The sequence below is a fragment of the Actinomycetes bacterium genome (assembly GCA_022396035.1).
In the GTDB taxonomy this organism is placed as follows: Bacteria; Actinomycetota; Humimicrobiia; order Humimicrobiales; family Humimicrobiaceae; genus Halolacustris.
This window is the reverse complement of the sequence record JAIOXO010000027.1, coordinates 1-16,783: the sequence shown is the minus strand read 5'-3', so window position 1 is coordinate 16,783 and position 16,783 is coordinate 1. Positions and strand designations below refer to the sequence as shown.

General features: G+C 42.8%; 17 protein-coding genes and 2 riboswitches. Of the genes, 2 read left to right on the top strand and 15 right to left on the bottom strand.

Annotated features, from left to right (window positions below; translation table 11 throughout):
• Positions 1 to 64: 64 nt before the first annotated feature.
• Both K9H14_07580 and K9H14_07575 read right to left on the bottom strand, forming a co-directional pair.
• Positions 65 to 391, bottom strand: coding sequence for a hypothetical protein (locus K9H14_07580; protein ID MCG9480050.1), 327 nt, complete (start codon positions 389 to 391; stop codon positions 65 to 67).
• 132 nt (positions 392 to 523) lie between these two features.
• Complete coding sequence (locus K9H14_07575) at positions 524 to 685, bottom strand: hypothetical protein (GenBank protein MCG9480049.1); 162 nt, start codon at positions 683 to 685, stop codon at positions 524 to 526.
• Positions 686 to 843: 158 nt separating this feature from the next.
• A riboswitch (molybdenum cofactor riboswitch) is annotated at positions 844 to 970 on the bottom strand.
• A gap of 239 nt (positions 971 to 1,209) precedes the next feature.
• On the opposite strand from K9H14_07575, the gene K9H14_07570 reads away from it, so the two are divergent.
• Complete coding sequence (locus tag K9H14_07570) at positions 1,210 to 2,007, top strand: SDR family oxidoreductase (protein MCG9480048.1); 798 nt, start codon at positions 1,210 to 1,212, stop codon at positions 2,005 to 2,007.
• Between the two features lie 6 nt (positions 2,008 to 2,013).
• Here the strand turns inward: K9H14_07570 and K9H14_07565 are convergent, their stop codons facing one another.
• The 10 genes from K9H14_07565 to ligA all read right to left on the bottom strand — a co-directional run bounded on the left by K9H14_07565 (position 2,014) and on the right by ligA (position 13,272).
• The gene (locus K9H14_07565) at positions 2,014 to 2,802 is read right to left on the bottom strand and encodes a tryptophan-rich sensory protein (protein MCG9480047.1); all 789 of its coding nucleotides are present in this window, start codon (positions 2,800 to 2,802) and stop codon (positions 2,014 to 2,016) included.
• A gap of 67 nt (positions 2,803 to 2,869) precedes the next feature.
• Positions 2,870 to 4,771 (bottom strand): endonuclease/exonuclease/phosphatase family protein, encoded by a 1,902-nt coding sequence (locus K9H14_07560; protein ID MCG9480046.1) that lies wholly within the window; start codon positions 4,769 to 4,771, stop codon positions 2,870 to 2,872.
• Between the two features lie 80 nt (positions 4,772 to 4,851).
• The gene (locus K9H14_07555) at positions 4,852 to 5,748 is read right to left on the bottom strand and encodes a hypothetical protein (GenBank protein ID MCG9480045.1); all 897 of its coding nucleotides are present in this window, start codon (positions 5,746 to 5,748) and stop codon (positions 4,852 to 4,854) included.
• An 8-nt stretch (positions 5,749 to 5,756) separates the two neighbouring features.
• Positions 5,757 to 5,978 carry a helix-turn-helix transcriptional regulator gene (locus tag K9H14_07550; protein ID MCG9480044.1) on the bottom strand — a complete coding sequence of 74 codons (222 nt, stop codon included), beginning with the start codon at positions 5,976 to 5,978 and terminating at the stop codon, positions 5,757 to 5,759.
• Between the two features lie 163 nt (positions 5,979 to 6,141).
• Positions 6,142 to 7,173 (bottom strand): 6-phosphofructokinase, encoded by a 1,032-nt coding sequence (locus K9H14_07545; protein MCG9480043.1) that lies wholly within the window; start codon positions 7,171 to 7,173, stop codon positions 6,142 to 6,144.
• A 14-nt stretch (positions 7,174 to 7,187) separates the two neighbouring features.
• Positions 7,188 to 8,645 (bottom strand): Asp-tRNA(Asn)/Glu-tRNA(Gln) amidotransferase subunit GatB, encoded by a 1,458-nt coding sequence (gene gatB, locus K9H14_07540; protein ID MCG9480042.1) that lies wholly within the window; start codon positions 8,643 to 8,645, stop codon positions 7,188 to 7,190.
• Positions 8,638 to 10,110 (bottom strand): Asp-tRNA(Asn)/Glu-tRNA(Gln) amidotransferase subunit GatA, encoded by a 1,473-nt coding sequence (gatA, locus tag K9H14_07535; GenBank protein MCG9480041.1) that lies wholly within the window; start codon positions 10,108 to 10,110, stop codon positions 8,638 to 8,640. The genes gatB and gatA overlap by 8 nt, the downstream gene beginning before the upstream one ends.
• Positions 10,111 to 10,125: 15 nt before the next feature.
• Entirely contained in the window at positions 10,126 to 10,413 is a 288-nt protein-coding gene (gene gatC, locus K9H14_07530) for an Asp-tRNA(Asn)/Glu-tRNA(Gln) amidotransferase subunit GatC (protein ID MCG9480040.1), read from the bottom strand.
• 61 nt (positions 10,414 to 10,474) lie between these two features.
• On the bottom strand, positions 10,475 to 11,221 hold the full coding sequence (locus K9H14_07525; GenBank protein MCG9480039.1) for a CPBP family intramembrane metalloprotease: 747 nt from the start codon (positions 11,219 to 11,221) through the stop codon (positions 10,475 to 10,477).
• On the bottom strand, positions 11,221 to 13,272 hold the full coding sequence (ligA, locus tag K9H14_07520) for an NAD-dependent DNA ligase LigA (protein ID MCG9480038.1): 2,052 nt from the start codon (positions 13,270 to 13,272) through the stop codon (positions 11,221 to 11,223). Before ligA ends, K9H14_07525 begins: the two co-directional genes overlap by 1 nt.
• Positions 13,273 to 13,468: 196 nt before the next feature.
• A riboswitch (cyclic di-GMP riboswitch) is annotated at positions 13,469 to 13,553 on the top strand.
• Positions 13,554 to 13,613: 60 nt separating this feature from the next.
• On the opposite strand from ligA, the gene K9H14_07515 reads away from it, so the two are divergent.
• Positions 13,614 to 14,570 (top strand): DUF4214 domain-containing protein, encoded by a 957-nt coding sequence (locus tag K9H14_07515; GenBank protein ID MCG9480037.1) that lies wholly within the window; start codon positions 13,614 to 13,616, stop codon positions 14,568 to 14,570.
• A 354-nt stretch (positions 14,571 to 14,924) separates the two neighbouring features.
• On the opposite strand, the gene K9H14_07510 is transcribed toward K9H14_07515, so the two are convergent.
• The 3 genes from K9H14_07510 to K9H14_07500 all read right to left on the bottom strand — a co-directional run.
• On the bottom strand, positions 14,925 to 15,569 hold the full coding sequence (locus K9H14_07510; protein MCG9480036.1) for a hypothetical protein: 645 nt from the start codon (positions 15,567 to 15,569) through the stop codon (positions 14,925 to 14,927).
• Entirely contained in the window at positions 15,566 to 16,291 is a 726-nt protein-coding gene (locus tag K9H14_07505; protein MCG9480035.1) for a class E sortase, read from the bottom strand. Before K9H14_07505 ends, K9H14_07510 begins: the two co-directional genes overlap by 4 nt.
• A 100-nt stretch (positions 16,292 to 16,391) precedes the next feature.
• Positions 16,392 to 16,783: hypothetical protein (locus K9H14_07500; protein MCG9480034.1), on the bottom strand; the 392-nt coding region annotated here is incomplete at its 5' end.

Sequence of the window (16,783 nt, the reverse complement as noted above, 5' to 3'; positions counted from 1 at the left end):
AGTTGTTGAGTTAAATTATTCATAGTAAGGTGTATTTTAAAATATTTTTACCCCTATGGCTAAATTAATTTGATTTTCTTCTTTTCTTCATTTGGATTAACTCCCTTTCTGTCTCTGATTCCACCAGGCCCATATCCACATCCAGGTTTTCTATGCAATATTGTTTTATCATTCTGCACTGGGACTGTTTCCATTCAGTATAGACTGGCTGATAGGTTAGAAAAAAAGCAATAAATCTACCCAGATCTTCTTCCACCCTGCCCTGCCTGCAATCCTCCAGATCTACCCGGTAGGTCCCGTCTCGGCCTAAAAAGAAATTACGGAATTTAATATCCCCCAGTATATAAGATTTACCGGTAACATAATACAGGCTGCGGTTAAAATCCCTCATATAGCTGCAGGCATAAAAACCTGGAGGATAAGTAAATCTAAAAAGGTCAGGGCCAATGGTATCACTATAGCTTCGCCTCTTTTTTTTACCAGCCCTGCACCACCACCAGCCACATCATATAGAAACCTCCGGCTATGGCTCCTCCAGGAATAAACAGGGGCCGGTTAATATATGTACCAGGGGGACTATTGCTGGTTTGACCGCTATACCCAGAGCGGTAATTATGGCCATAATTACCAGATCGAACAAGCTGAATTTTTTTAAGTACCGCACCGGTTTTAAATTTATTTTCATATCATTACCTACCTGGTTAGTGCTTGCCCATCCCTAAAATGTAACCCCTGTGCCCCACTCAGAAATGCAGCCTGCCGGGGGATATTCAATAATATTGGTTCTACCCCTTTAGGCCAAATAAAAAACCGGCAATGAGAACCTGCTGGTACAGCAAACTATGGCTCAAGGCCAGATCTCCTTTCCAAACGGGAGGCTTACCCGTTTCCAGATAAACCCTATCGCTCAAACACCATAGCCTTAAAAAATTCAGGCTTTAAGCAATTTGAGCCGGAGAAAAATATTAAATTTATTAAGATTATACTATCTAATTTACTTATTTTTTAAAATTAAATTTAAGCAAGAAAAATAAAATAGCCAGAATAAGAAGAAAATTTAAAAATCTTAGGCCGGCAAGGATACTTGAAAGAATATATTTCTTTTACTCAAAAATGGTCTAGCAATCAACTATCATGGGTGCATGGTTTGCACTATCATGATTATATGTCATCATAGTTATAGTCAGCAATCTTGTCAGGGAGGTAATAATGGAAAACAGTAATCCGCTTAGCTTAAAAGGGAAAGTGGCCCTGGTTACCGGAGGTACCAGCGGTATCGGCCTGGCTATTGCCAGAACTTTTGCCCGCTATCAGGCAGAGGTAATAATATGCGGCAGCAGCCAAAAAAAAGGAGAGCAAGCCTTAAAACAATTACCTGAAGCTAAATTTTATCCCTGCGATACCGGTATACACCAACAGGTTAAAGAAACCTGTGACCGTATACTTAAAACATGGGACAAGGTAGATATACTGGTACTAAATGCCGGTACCGAATTCACCGAAAAAATAAAGGATATAACCATAGACCACTGGCAGAGAGTTATGGACGTGAATTTGAGCGGACCCTTTTATTTCCTAAAACACCTGATAGGACCCATGATAGACCAGGGCAGTGGAAACGTCATCATAACCTCATCAGTAGTATCCCTGACCGGCGCAGGAGGGGGAATGCATTATTCTGCCTCTAAAGCCGGGCTTAAGGGCATAACCAACCGGATTAATTATGAGCTGCTGTCCAAAGGCATAAGGGCTAATATGATCAGCCCGGGAGTAATTGACACCCCCATGCTTAGAAAGAAATATCCAGACCAGCCAGAAACCAATGCCAAGCTGGCTTCCCAGATTCCTATGGGAAGAATAGGCCGCCCGGAAGATATAGCCAGTGCAGCCCTTTTTCTGGCTTCCGATATGTCAGCCTATATCTGTGGCACCGACCTGATAGTGGACGGGGGCAGGACTTTTTACCGGAGGCCCAGAGGCTCTTATGTAGGTTCCAAAAAAAGCTGATGCCTGTTAGTAAACTTTTTTCTTTCTAATCAGCTGAATAATAATGCTGATTACAATTATAGCCATTCCCACTATGGTAGTAATAACTACCGACAGATCGGCTACAGTAGTATCTGCCAGCCTTTTAAGCAGTATCCCCAAAAAAGCCCATACCACTACCAGGCTATAAAAAATATCATTCCTGCTAAACAGGTTAGCCAGGGTAATTATTATCCCCACCGCTATTACCAGAACCGCCCAGAATTGCTCGCTTAAACCAAACCTGTTCCAGCCTAAATCTACCAGCAGCGCAGTCACATTGGCAATGGTGGCAATTGTAATCCAGCCCAGATAAACACTAAAAGGAAAATGTACCATATACTTTTCTGCATTGCTGGCAGAGGATTTGCCAACTCTCAGCCGGGTATAGATGGATATCAGGGATATCAACAGCAGCACCATTATAATCAGTGACAGCCACACTATCTCATAGTGCCAGGCAAAGATCCAAGCCATATTAAATACCGAGGATAGTATAAACAGGATACCTATCTGGTTAAACAGTCCATCATGGTTTGACTTAAAGGCCATTACTATCTGGTATACTATAAATATAGCCAGCAGTATGTATATCAGTCCCCAAATAGAAAAAGTCAGGCCTGCCGGCACAAATAAATTGGGGTACTGGTCGGAAAGTTCACCGGTTGCCTTATTGTTTATGGGCAGAATATTGGCCAGGGCATTTACTACTACCACCCCTATGAAGAAGATCAGATTAAGAAATGCCAGGGCAATATTTCCTCCTTTTTTATTCATTGGACCATCCTTTCTTTTAATAGCTGTATATTTGAAAACAGCTAATAATAAACTTATCTTAATATTTTTATCTTACATCCACCGCCACCGGCAAATGGTCAGAGGCTCTGCTGTAGATAACCTCCAGATTGGATAATTTAAAATCCGGGGTGGCCCAGATATAGTCAATTCTCCGGTAGGGTTCATAATGTACCCAGGTTAACTGTTCCTGCCTGCCCTGGTCAAGCTGGCAGTCAACTAACCCTGCCTTATGCATCATCTCTATCTCCGGATCACCGGTTTCAGCATTGAAATCACCTAAAATAAGGGTCCTGGGCAAGCCATCCCAATGCCTTATAACCTCCTTTACCTGCTGCTGCCTTACTTCCCCCTCATCCATTATATGGTGCAGGTGGGTAACCATTATATTTATATTGCCAGCCGGCCCTGTTTGGGCCTCAGCCAGCAGGTAACTTCTCCTGAGTGGAGCCCCCAGTCTGGGCAGGAATCCACCCTGCTTAAATTCCAGGGGGTAGTAGCTGAGTATGGCATTACCCCATACCGGATCAGAGGCAGGCATAAACAGATAATTCATTCCCAGGCGCCTGGCCAGCCACCACAGGTCATCGGCACACCCATTTATAATCCATCCCCTGGATACTTCCTGCAGGGCTACCACCTCTGCCCCGCTGCCTTCTATCACTCTGGCAATACTTTCCAGATCCAGGTAGCCGTCTATATTAAATCCCTGGTGTATATTGTAATCCATTACCCTTACCGAATCTTTCTGGAACCGGTAGGGTGAACTGCCGGTGTAAGTAATAAATATTATCAGCGGTACCACCAGCAGAGCAATCAGTACATAAACAGGCCTGGTTACCGGTTTTAACTTAAAAAACTTCCCTAAAGAAGATACTGACACCACCCCGTAAACTGCTACCACCAGGGCTGCAGCCATACCCAGCACCCAGGGCTGGAAGGGCAGAACCAGGTCGTAGCTGCCGTAATAAATAAAAGCCAGGATAAAGAATAGTATTCCTCCCAGGCCAAAAGAAGCCACATTATGCCAGTAACTTTTCCCCTTTTCTCCTGCGGATATCCCCCTGGCCAGGCATACAGATATCAGCCAGAAACAGGCAATATTACCCACAGCGGCCTGCAGCCAGTACAGAACCTGTGAATTAAGGGCAATAAAAGAAAGTATCAGCACCACTGCCGATACCCAGGTTATAGCCTGCCGGCCTCTACTGCTCAGACCAAAAAACACCAACAGATAAGCAAGAATATTGGAAACAAGAACTGCCAATAAATTAATTTCTAAACTTTTCCCATTATAGGCATTAAGTGAGGCCACATTCTGAAATTTTAGCAGCTGCATCAATATAAAAGGCATAAAGGCAATAAAGGTGTAAAAACCGGCCCTTCCGCTCCCCCTGTAATTTAGCCCTTGTTTCCCCACCCTTGCTTTATAAATTAAAAATAGCTGCAGCAGCACCAGGCCTATGGCCAAAGCCAAGCTAACTGCATCTCTTCTCCATATCATATCCCAGGTACCATAGAGGCCATGAAGCCCCGTTTCCAGGCCAATGCCGCAGATTAGGCCGCCTGCCGTCAAGCCTAAATCCTCAATCTTAAATATGGAAACAAAGTAAGCAAAACTGGTAATCCACAAAATAGTTCCTACCGCAGAAGCAGCCAGACTTAAAGGGCCCCACTGGCTTACCTGTAATATAATTCTGGCCAGGGATACACCTCCTATAATAATCCACAGAGACCATTTAACACCTGGCCTGAATAAAAATCCAGCCGCAAATACCATGAGGAAGGTGGTAAGGGCATAGATAGCAACCTCGGTCAGACTTATAGCAGGTCTTTCCCTGAGGAAGTTAACAAGAAGTGATAAGAATGCCTTAAGAACCTGAATTCCTATCAGGGTATTTAAGGCCAGAAGAGCAAAATAGGGCCATTTATTTTTAGAAAGACTTTCCATGCAACCCCTGTTTACAGTACTTTCTAATATTATAACCTAATATTAGTAAAAATTAACAGAAAGCTGCAAATAATTTTGTATCAGCTTCTCTTGGCAAAATACAGGGTAGATGATGAAAATATGAGCAAAATTAAAAACAGGTAAAAAGGAAACCAGGTTATGGAAATGAATTCAGTAGCAGTAAAATACTGCACCAGGTAAATGGTAAACATAATAACCATTGAAGACACCATGGTTACCAGACCGGCCCGGCAAATATCCTGATATTGTTTTTCGTCATACCATTCCCTGCCCTTTTCCTTCAGCTTCAGTATCAGCCAGTATAGAGCTATTAACAGATAAGGCAGAATTATGACCATACTGACAGAAAATATTCCTTTCTTTAAAGCCCACAGGGGAAGAGCGGTAGACAGTAGTACAAACACGGCGATACCGGATAAGCCGCAGAATATTCCTATATACTGGGCATTAATAAATATTGATTCATCTCTTACTATTACCTGCTGGCTGTCCTGCTGCTTTCGGATTCTGACAGAAGCTGCCATCCATACCGCCAGCAGTACCCAGAATACCAGGTGCAAAGCCTGGCTTATATACAGGATAACCCATTCCCCGCTGGTATCCCATCCCTGCTGGTATTCCTTTCCAATATCACTAAGCAAGGCAAAGTCCCCCATAACCATCAGCATGGAAAGTATGGCCAGAAAAAACAGTACCGATATAAACAGGCTTTCCCTTCTAAAAAACCTTAAATTTATAACCAGGTAAGTTATGGCTGCCCAGTGGAATAAAAATATCAGTATAAAGAAAATGGCTGCAGTGATTTGCATCTGGTCCAGTATAGGGTTTATATCCCCAAAGGCCAGTACGGGCAGCCTCAGCCTTTCATAAAAAACCAGATTATAGATGTACCCGGCCAGAGCAATTATTCCCAAAGCTGTGAGAGAAATATTACAAGTTTTTATTATCCTTTTCACCCTGTCCCTCATTCCTGTTTCAGGTAGAAAATTTCTTCTACTGGTTTATTAAAAAATTTTGCTATCTTTAAAGCCAGAAGCACTGATGGATTAAATTTGCCGGTTTCAATGGAATGTATAGTAAGCCTGGTTACCCCTACCTCATTAGCCAGATCCTGCTGAGATATTTCATTATGCTCAAACCTGCATCTTCTCAGATCATTGTTTAATTGAAGTTTTTCCCTACCCAATGTTATCTTTTATATACTATATTTATATTATTATATATTTTTTGTATATAATACTATACATTAAGTTAACTAATGTCAATATAAATTTAAAAATATTTTTGAAATGGGATTGGTGCTGACAGTCAATTACCGGTACAGGCTTAATACCTGCACCGGTATTATATTAATGAAAAAGTTTGGACAACTGGTAAAGATCCATATCCATGGGCTTACGTTCTTCAATAGCCTTCTTCAGGGGTACCGCAATTATTTTGTTATCCTTGAAACAGGCCATCTTTCCAAAATCTTCTTCTTTTATCATATCTACTGCTTTGGCCCCTAACCTGGTAGCCAGAATACGGTCAAAGGCAGTAGGCCTGCCCCCTCTCTGTACATGGCCCAATACGGTTACCCTGCATTCATGGCCGCTTCTTTTTTCAATCTCTTCAGACACAACCTCTCCAATTCCACCCAGCTGAACATGCCCAAAATTATCCACTTTACCTGATGCGGTTATCTGCTTATCCTGATCCTTGGGTTTAGCTCCTTCTGCTACTACAATGATACTAAAATCCTTACCCCTTTGTTCCCTGGTATGGATTACATCAATGATCTCATCATAATCAAAAGGAACCTCGGGAATAAGTATAACATCGGCGCCTCCAGCCAGGCCTCCGTGTAATGCCAGCCAGCCTGCATCCCTTCCCATAACTTCTACAATCATTACCCGATGGTGGGAAGAAGCGGTGGTATGCAACCGGTCAATGGCATCAGTTACTACCTCCAGGGCGGAATCAAAACCGATAGAATAATCGGAATAAGCTATATCATTATCAATGGTCTGGGGAATACCTACACCTTTGATACCAAACTGGCTCAACTTATTGCTAACTCCATTAGTATCATCCCCGCCGATGGTGATTATAGCATCCAGTTCAAACTTCTTTATGTTCTCTCTGACCCTATCCACTCCATTTTCAATTTTAAAAGGATTTGTTCTGCTGGTTCCCAGATAGGTTCCGCCCCGGGGAAGGGTCCCGGAAACCCCGTTCTTTATAAGGTCAAAGCCCTTGCCATCAATCAAGCCTTCCCAGCCGTTTTTAATGCCAAACAGATCAAAACCATAATGTATAGACTTCATTTTAATAGCCCTTATGGCTGCATTTATAGCCGAGGAATCGCCTCCCCCGGTCAACACTCCTATTTTTTTAATCATTCTAATTGCCTCCTTTATTTGCTTAACTTCTTTGAAATAATTTGGTTTACCAGTTTAGGGTTGGCCTTGCCCTTAGTTTTGGCCATAACCTGGCCTATTAAAAAACCAATAGCCTTTTTCTTGCCTTCCCGGTACTGGTTTACTGGTTCAGGATTCTGCCCTATTACCTCATCTATAACCTTCTCCAGCATTCCGGTATCGCTAATTTGCTGTAGCCCTTTTTCTTCTATAATATCTTCAGGCTTTTTGCCGGTCTTAAACATCTGCTCAAAAACAGATTTCGCTATCTTGGTACTTATTTTGCCGCTATCTATTATCTTGAGCATATTCGCCAGACCCTCAGGGCTTACCCTGATCTGCTCAAAAGTTATCTGCCCCTGGTTAACCAGGGCACTAACATCTCCCATGATCCAGTTACAAACTGTCTTGGCTTCTCCATAATGAGCACAAACATTTTCAAAGTACCTGGAGATGCAGGCATCATTGGCCAGAAACTGGGCATCATAATCAGAAAGCCCGTACTGCTGTTTAAATCTAGCTGCCTTTTCCTGGGGCAGCTCCGGTATATCTTTTTTTACTTTCTGTATAAGGTTATCCTCAATTTGCAGAGGGACCAGGTCCGGCTCGGGAAAATAGCGGTAATCGTGAGCTTCCTCTTTAGACCTCAGCGGCTTGGTAGTATCAGTAGTATTATCATAATGCCTGGTCTGCTGAATTACCTTCTTGCCCGATTGCAGCAAATCTGTCTGCCTCTTGATTTCATAAGCCAGGCCTTTTTGGAGGAACTTAAAAGAGTTGAGGTTCTTTATTTCAGTTTTGGTACCCAGATCTTTACCTTCCTTTCTCACCGACACATTAGCATCGCAGCGCAGGCTCCCCTGCTCCATGCTGCAGTCGCTTACTCCCAGATACAAAATTATGTTCCTGAGCTCAATCATGTATTGCTTGGCCTCTTCCGGAGTCCTTATATCAGGCTCGGAAACTATCTCTATCAAAGGGGTACCTGCCCGGTTAAAGTCCACTATACTGGCTCCGGCTTCGCTGATCCGGCCGGTAGTACCGGTATGGACCAGCTTTCCTGTATCCTCTTCCATATGTACCCTGGTAATCCCTACCCTGCGTACATAATCTCCCATGTCCAGCTTCAGGTAACCTTCTACTCCCAGAGGGAGATCATACTGGGATATCTGGTAATTTTTAGCCTGGTCGGGATAAAAATAGTTTTTCCGGTGGAAAATTGTATATTTATTAATACTGCAGTTTAAGGCCAGGGCAATCTTTAATGCATACTCTACAGCTTTCCGGTTTACCACCGGCAAACTGCCCGGATGGCCCAGGCAGACCGGGCAGGTATAAATATTTTTATCCTCCCCAAATGAAACCCTGCATCCGCAGAACATCTTGGTCCGGGTTAGAAGCTCCACATGGGTTTCCAGTCCTACTACTGCCTCATAATGATTGTGTTCAGTCATCTTGATTCCCCTGAAGTTTTGGCCGGTGGTTGAAATTAACCGCCTGTTCTAAATTGTAGGCGGCTTTAAGTATATTATCTTCCCTTAAAATATTGCCTATAAACTGAAAGCCTATAGGAAGTCCATTATCCGACAGTCCCACCGGAATAGATATGGCCGGCAGCCCGGCCAGGTTTACCGGTATGGTACATATATCGGAAAGGTACATCATCAATGGGTCCTGAAGCCGTTCTCCCAATTTGAAGGCGGTAGTAGGAGAAGTGGGAGATACCAGCAGGTCATACTTGGAAAAAGCCTGGTTAAACTCATTTATGATAAGGGTCCTTACCTTCTGGGCTTTCTCATAGTAGGCATCATAATAACCGGCCGACAGGCAGTAAGTTCCTATCATTATTCTTCTTTTAACCTCTTCGCCAAAACCTTCCGATCTGGATTTCTTATACATCTGCCTTAAGCCGTCAGCATCCTGCGCCCTGTATCCGTACCTTACCCCGTCATAACGGGAAAGATTGGAGCTGGCCTCCGAGGGAGCTATTATATAGTATACGCTTAAGGCATACTCCAGGCTGGGAAGCGATGTCTCCTCTATCTCTGCGCCCATATCTTTTAAAAGCTTCAGGCTGTTTTCCACTGCCTTTCTTACCTGAGTATCCACCTCGGGAACCATCAACTGCCGGGGCACCCCTACTTTTAATCCCTTCATATCTTGTTGTAGGTAACTGGTATAGTCAGGGACCTGTTTATCCAGAGAGGTAGAATCCATAGGATCATGACCGCAAATAACGTTTAGCATGGCTGCTGCATCCCTTACGTCTCGGGTAACCGGTCCAATCTGGTCCAGCGAAGAAGCAAAGGCCACCAGGCCGTACCTGGACACCCTGCCATAAGTGGGCTTTAAGCCTACTACGCCACAGAGTGAAGCCGGCTGCCTTATTGATCCGCCGGTATCTGAGCCCAGAGCGCAGATAGCCTGCCCTGAAGCCACACATGCCGCCGGGCCTCCGCTGGAACCCCCGGGTACACGGCTTAAGTCCCAGGGATTTTTTACCGGCCCGAAATAAGAATTTTCATTGGAAGAGCCCATGGCAAATTCATCCATATTAAGCTTGCCGGTTAAAACATAATTATGGCCATCTAGCCTATCTATTACCGTAGCATTGTATACAGGATCATAGTTTTCTAAAATCCTGGATCCGCAGGTGGTCTTTAGCCCCCTGGTACAAATATTGTCTTTTATACCTACAGGTATTCCGGTGAAATAGCCTGCCTCTGATTCAGCTATAAGCTTATCTGCTGACCCGGCCTGCTCTTCAGCCTGCTCAAAAGCTTTGCTGATATAGCAGTTAATCTCCGGATCAACTTTCTCTGCCTGCCTGATTATACTGTCCAGTATCTGGCGGGAAGTTATTTCTTTTTTCCTTAGAAGCCTGTTCAGCCTGCCTGCGCTCAAGAAATTAAGGTCCACTAATGCCCCCGTAAATTAATCTATCTTTGGCACTTTAAATCCATTATCCATAATGTCGGGTCCGTTCTTTAAAGCCTCTTTCTGGCTTAACGATTCCCTGGGTTCATCTTCCCGGTATACATTCTGTATATCAAGTACATGGGAAGTGGGTTTTATATCTTCTGTATCCGCAGAACTTATTTTAGCCACATGATCCAGTATCTTGTCCAGCTGCTGGGTAAATTTTTCTGCTTCCTGGTCCCTGAACTGCAGCTCGGCCAACCTGGCTACATGTTCTACATCCTGTTTGCTGATTTTTTTCATATAATACCTTTCAGCCTGCCAAATAAAACGGATATAATATTCTAACAAATTTTTTTGACTATTAGTACATATTTATTATCTCAACCTGGCCCAAAAGCAGCAGAATTAATATCAGGTTGTACACTGCATGGAGAAAGATTACTGGAAAAAGAGACTTTGTTTTTTCAAATATGTAGGCCAGCATCCAGCCAATCAAAAAAATTGGTATAAAGCTGTATACCTCCATATGGGCCAGGGCAAACAAAAGAGAAGACAGAAAGAGCCCGGTATTTATCCCCCAGGCTTTTTTAAAAGCTGAATACAGGAACCCCCGGAAAAATATTTCTTCTGAAAATGGAGCCACTACCGCTACTACCACCAACAGAATATTGGTAGAAATATTTCTCCCCCTTACCAGCTGCTCTATTTTACTGGCGGGAGCTTCTATATTAAATGCCGAACTTACTACAAATACATAAAGAAAGCTAAGGGTAAATATGGCTATCAATGCCAGAAAAGTATACCACAGGGTCTTAAAGATGCTGTAGTACCTCAGCCCCAGATCCCCTGGTGTAGATTTTCTCCAGTAAATGGCAAAAAACCAGACCACCCCCAGCATAAGGAATACCTGTATGCCATAAAGTACCGAAAAGCTAAGATTATTAATACTGGTAATACTTAAAAACTCAATACCGCTTAGCATCTCCAGAACCTTGGCAGTAGCATAATAGATGCCCAGCAGCAGGGCAATCATCACTACAATGGACATGAGTGCATCTTTGACATTCCATTTGATTTCTAAAGCCTTCTTGCCGGTATTTATAGCCATCACCCAATCATATCTTTAAATTGTTTTTCATCTATAACTTTTATGCCCAGTTTTTTGGCATCATCCAGCTTGCTTCCTGCATCATTTCCGGCTATCACCACATCTGTGCTCTTGCTTACTGCTGAAGTAACCTTGCCCCCAAATTTTTCAATTAAATCAGCAGCCTGGCTTCTGGTAAAATTCTCCAGTTTTCCAGTAAGCACAAATGTCTTTTTAGCAAACTCTTTTCTCTCCTCTACCTTCTTCTTTTCAGCAGAAAAGTTCAGGCCTGCTTTCCTTAGCTTTTCAATTACCTCTAAATTTTGCTTTTGCTTAAAAAAGCTTACTATGCTGTCTGCAATCCGGGGTCCAATCTCATCAATAGATTCCAACTGGCTGAAATCAGCCTGCATGAGATTATCCAGATCCCCAAATTCATCTGCCAGTATCTCTGCCACATGCTGTCCCACAAACCTTATACCCAGACCAAAAAGCAGCCGGGATAGTGGCTGGCTCTTACTCTTATTGATAGCTTCCAATAGATTATGGGTTGATTTTTGCTTAAAATTTTCCAGTGAGAATATATCATCATAGTCCAGGTAATAAATATCTGCCGGATCTGCTATCAGCCCTCTGTCCAATAATTTTTTAACTATAGCCGGGCCCAGCCCGTCTATATCCATGGCCCCTTTGGAAGCAAAATGTACAATGGCCTCAAACTGTACGGCCGGGCAGGCCAGGGATATGCACCTGCTTACAGCTTCCCCTTCCGCCCTTATAACCTCAGAACCGCATACCGGGCACCGCTCCGGCATCTTAAACTGCTTCTCGGTACCATCTCTTCTTTCAGTTATAACCTTAACTATTTCCGGAATTACGTCCCCCGCCTTGTGTATTATGACCCAGTCCCCTATCCTTACATCTTTTCTGTTTACCTCATCTTCATTATGCAGGGTAGCATTGGATACCGTTGACCCGGCCACAGTAACCGGCTCCAGCTTAGCTACCGGGGTCAGGGCTCCGGTCCTGCCCACACTTACCTTTATGTCAACAACTCTGGTAACTTCCTGCTCGGGGGGAAACTTGTAAGCCAGAGCCCAGCGGGGATTCCTGGAAGTCTGGCCCAGCTTCTGCTGGTAGGAAAAATCATTTACCTTAATCACAATACCGTCAGTCTCATAAGGAAGGCTCTTCCTCTCCTCTTCCCACCGGTCACAGTATTTCTTTATCTTCTCATATCCAGTAACTTTCTTTACATGGGGGTTTAACCTCAGGCCACACTTTTTTAGATACTCCAGCATCTGGTAATGATTGCTTGCACCCAGCTCCTGGTTGCTTACCGCTCCATATATAAAGATGCTAAGCCTTCTTTTAGCAGTCTGGGCAGGATCAATCTGCCTCAATGATCCAGCTGCCGCATTGCGGGGATTGGCAAAAACTGCCAATCCTTCCTCTTCCCTCCGCTTGTTTATCTGCAAGAATTCATCTTTTCCCAGATAAACTTCTCCCCTGACCTCCAGGCGGGAAGGAATTTGGACCCCATCCATCAGCCTCAGGGGTATAGCCTTGATGGTCTTTAGGTTACTGGTAATATCCTCTCCGGTAACTCCATCACCCCTAGTGGCACCTCTCACAAAACTTCCATCCTGATATACCAAAGACACCGCAGAGCCGTCAATCTTCAGTTCGCAAACAAATTCTACCTGGCTTTCTTCTAACTCCAGATCCTTGTACACTCTGTCCAGAAAAGCTTTAAGCTCTTCATGCCCAAAAGCATCCTGCAGGCTCAGCATCTTTTCTCCATGTTCCAAGGTATTAAAGCCTCCCTCCAGGGGGGCACCAATTCTCTGGGTAGGTGAATCTGCAGTTACCAGCTGGGGGAATTTTTCTTCAATGCTTTCCAGCAGCCTCATAAGCTTATCATAATCAGCGTCACTTATAATGGGATTATCCTTGATGTAATAATAGTAGTTATGCCGGTTTAGTTCTTCCCGGAGGTCCCGGACAACAGCTCCAGCCTGTTTTTCATCTATATTTGAAACATCCAGTTTTAATAGTTTTTCCAGTTCCATATGCCTCTTTTTTATAAATTTATCTAAATTATACAGGGTATTTTTTTTATAGTTAAGGATTAATAGTATTAATATAAGTAAATAATATTTTATTATAACTATATATTAAAATAGTTCTTGACATATATCTCTATATCTATTAGTATATGTATTGTTAGATAAATTAAAGCAATTTTGAAAACTAAATAACCATTAACTTGGTAATAGAGGCGATGACTTACATTTCATATTTGGGCACCTGGAAATGTAAGGAGCCAGTGGTGCAACCGGCTATTATTTTTTTATGCTCAAAAGCAGTAAGCCATTTTGCCTCTAGCTAAGTTTTCTAATAGGAGGTTAAAATGGCTAAGTATTTTTTAAGGAAGAAATCAACACTAATGGTTCTGCCGCTGGTAGCAATACTGGCAGTAACGCTGCTTTTAGGCAGCCTAGGCTTCGCTACAGTAGAAGTTAAGGGCGCAGACGGAGTAACCGGATTTGTAACCAGGATGTATCAGGTAACCCTGGATAGGAACCCGGATCCATCTGGTTTAGCTAGCTGGGAAGGCGGACTTCGTTCCGGCTCTCTTTCCGGAGCAGATGTAGCTAAAAACTTCATTTTTTCAGAAGAGTTTATGGCTAAGAATTTAAATAATGAACAATTTTTACAGGTAATGTATAGAGCTTTCTTTGATCGGGCTCCTGACCCAGGAGGTTTTAATGGATGGATGTCAGAGCTAAACAGTGGTAAAAGCAGAGAATATGTTCTGGCAGGTTTTGTTAATTCCCAGGAATTTAACCAGCTTTGTTCTGATTATGGAATAAATCCAGGATCGCTGAATGGTTCTGGGGGAAGCACCAGGGTTTATGCTCATGAAGAAGTTACTGATATGCAGGCTGCTGCACCTCAGGTAAGTTCTGCAAACCTGAATGGATATGAACAGCAGATACTTAACCAGATAAATGCTATAAGACAGGCTAATGGCTTAAATGCTCTGGCTGCCAACCAGGCTCTTACTAACATAGCCAGGCAGAGGAGCGCAGATATGCTCTCCAGGGGTTATTTTTCTCACTATACCCCGGAAGGCACCAATATATTTAATTATTTGAAAGCCAATGGGATTGGATACAGGAATGCTGGGGAGAACCTGGCGCAGTCCCAGCCGGCATCTGCTGGCAGTCCTGAAGTTTTTGCCAATGCCTGGATGAACAGTCCTACTCATGCAGCTAATATTTTAAGAGCTCAGTATGGAAGTATAGGTATAGGAATAGCAGAAAACGGCGGAAGAAGAGTGGTTACCACTGTTTTCACTAACTAAATAAATTTTTTATAAAGTTTGAGGACGCCAAGTTAAGAAGCCCGGGAAACCCCGGGCTTCTTGCGGTTTAGTTTCTATCTTTATCCAAATATTCTTTTTAACCAGGCAATAAGGTCAGCCAGTCCACTAATTACTATCGAGTCGTCGCCCAAAGAAACTGCAAAATTCATATCAGTATATGGTAGCTCTTCATTTATGCCTAATACAACTTCTACAACCTGTCCACTTCCAGCATCAGTATCACTTAATCCCAGTACTCCGATTCCGGTTGCGTTGCTTTTATATTAGATATAACTCGCGAAAAATATAGGAAATTTTGCTAAAATAAATGAAGACAATTAGAAAAAGTTTCAATTAGTATAAATCTTCTGTTAACTCATCAAGCTCATATTTCTTATATACCCTTACTAACTCGTCTTCTGCCTGTTTAAATAATTGGATATTTTCCTGGTGGAGTCTATTCAGTGTTTCTAGGTTGTAAGTAGAATAATGCCTGCTATTGTAGTAAGAAGAAGTAAGAGACCAGGTATTATAATCATTCTCTAAAAAATCCATAAGCAAGCCTGAAAATTTATCCAAAACTGGAGGCACTTCTATACCGCTGTAAGAATCTATAAGAGATTTAGAGGCATCTATTCTTTCATTGGTCAATTCTTCAACCTCTTCAATGTTTACAGCCCTCAAATCCATATCTTTTTCCAGACTGGCAATCATTCTTAAGAATTCTGACCTTATTAAAGAATAGTCACTATGAAAATCAATGATATTCCTGGCTTTCTCTTCCCTATCCTTTTTTAATTCCTCCAGCCTCGCTTCCCGCATCTCTCCTTGTTGTTCCCTTAGTTCCTGTTCCAGTTTCTCTATCCTGTCCTGCTCCTCTTCCATCCTGATAAGCTCTGCTTTTTGTTTTTCAACACTATATACAGTGTATCCCACCAGTAAAAAAGTAAAAACTACCAGTAGTACTACTGTAAGATTATCTGCTACTCTCCTACTCATGATAATTCACCTACCGGGTATATATTTACCAGCTCTGCATAAATTATTATCCTGTAAGCAGCAGAATATTTTGGATGGCAGGCAGTAAGCAACAATTCCTTTTTATCGTTGCCTTGTAAAATATGGACATCAGTAGGCTTTACGATCTCCTGGCTAGTTATGGCATAAACAAAAGTATCCCCACTTACTGTATCAATATATATTAGATCTCCCTCCACCAGTTCATCAATACGGTTAAAAGGTGCTCCATACGTGGTTCTGTGGCCGGATATGGTACATCTGCCCACTTCTCCCGGAAATGGTGTGCCTATTATATGGCCGGGCCCCTGCTTTAAGGTCTCCCTGTCTGTTCCTTCATATACCACAGCCTCAACCTCAATTGAAGGAATGGTTATCTTTGCAGGAAAGTAATCCTCTACTGCCGGTTCTTCATGGGGTTCTGTCTGGCCGGATATTTCCTCAGACCACTCTATAATGGCTTCCTCTTCCTCGGTTTGTTCTGGCTCTGGTTCGCTAACTGGCTCTTCATTGGTTTCTATTGTTCCTTCTGAATCCTGCTGTTCTATGGATTCAGCCTGCTGTTGCCATTCTTCCAGCTGCCTGGCTTCCTGCCTGGAAGCTATAAGGTTGGTTACAAAGGGATATAGCAATAAAGACAGGCCACCGCCTATCAGTACTACTACAGCTATGGTTAATATTATGGTTTTGGTTCTCTTCTGCATAAAAAGTATTGTTTATGATTTTTAGGAAATTTACAAGACTTAGTAAAAGAGCACCTTAATTTCTTAAGATGCTCTTTTTGTATTACTTTTTTAATTTAAGCTACTTGGTAGCTTTCTTAGGTTTTAACTTTAGAGCCAACATTGCACCGCCCATAGCTATAAGCAGGAAGCCTGCCACAGAGTACAGCCAATTATAGCCTGTATATGGTAGTTCTTCAGTTATGCCTAAAACTTCCACTACTGCTTTAGTTTCTTTCACCTCTTCGGTAATACCTGCTACCTCCGTTTCTGGTGGTGGTGGAGGAGGAGGAGGTGGTGGAGGTGGTGGTGGTGGAGGAGGAGGAGGTGGAGTATCAGTTATCACATTTAAGAAATAAACATCTTGTGATCCATCTTCTGCTCCTGACCAACTAAATTCACTTGAAGTGATGTTGTCTCCTGAAGCAGATGCTGGATAGCCAGTGAGGCTAACAGCAGTATCTTCTGCACCGC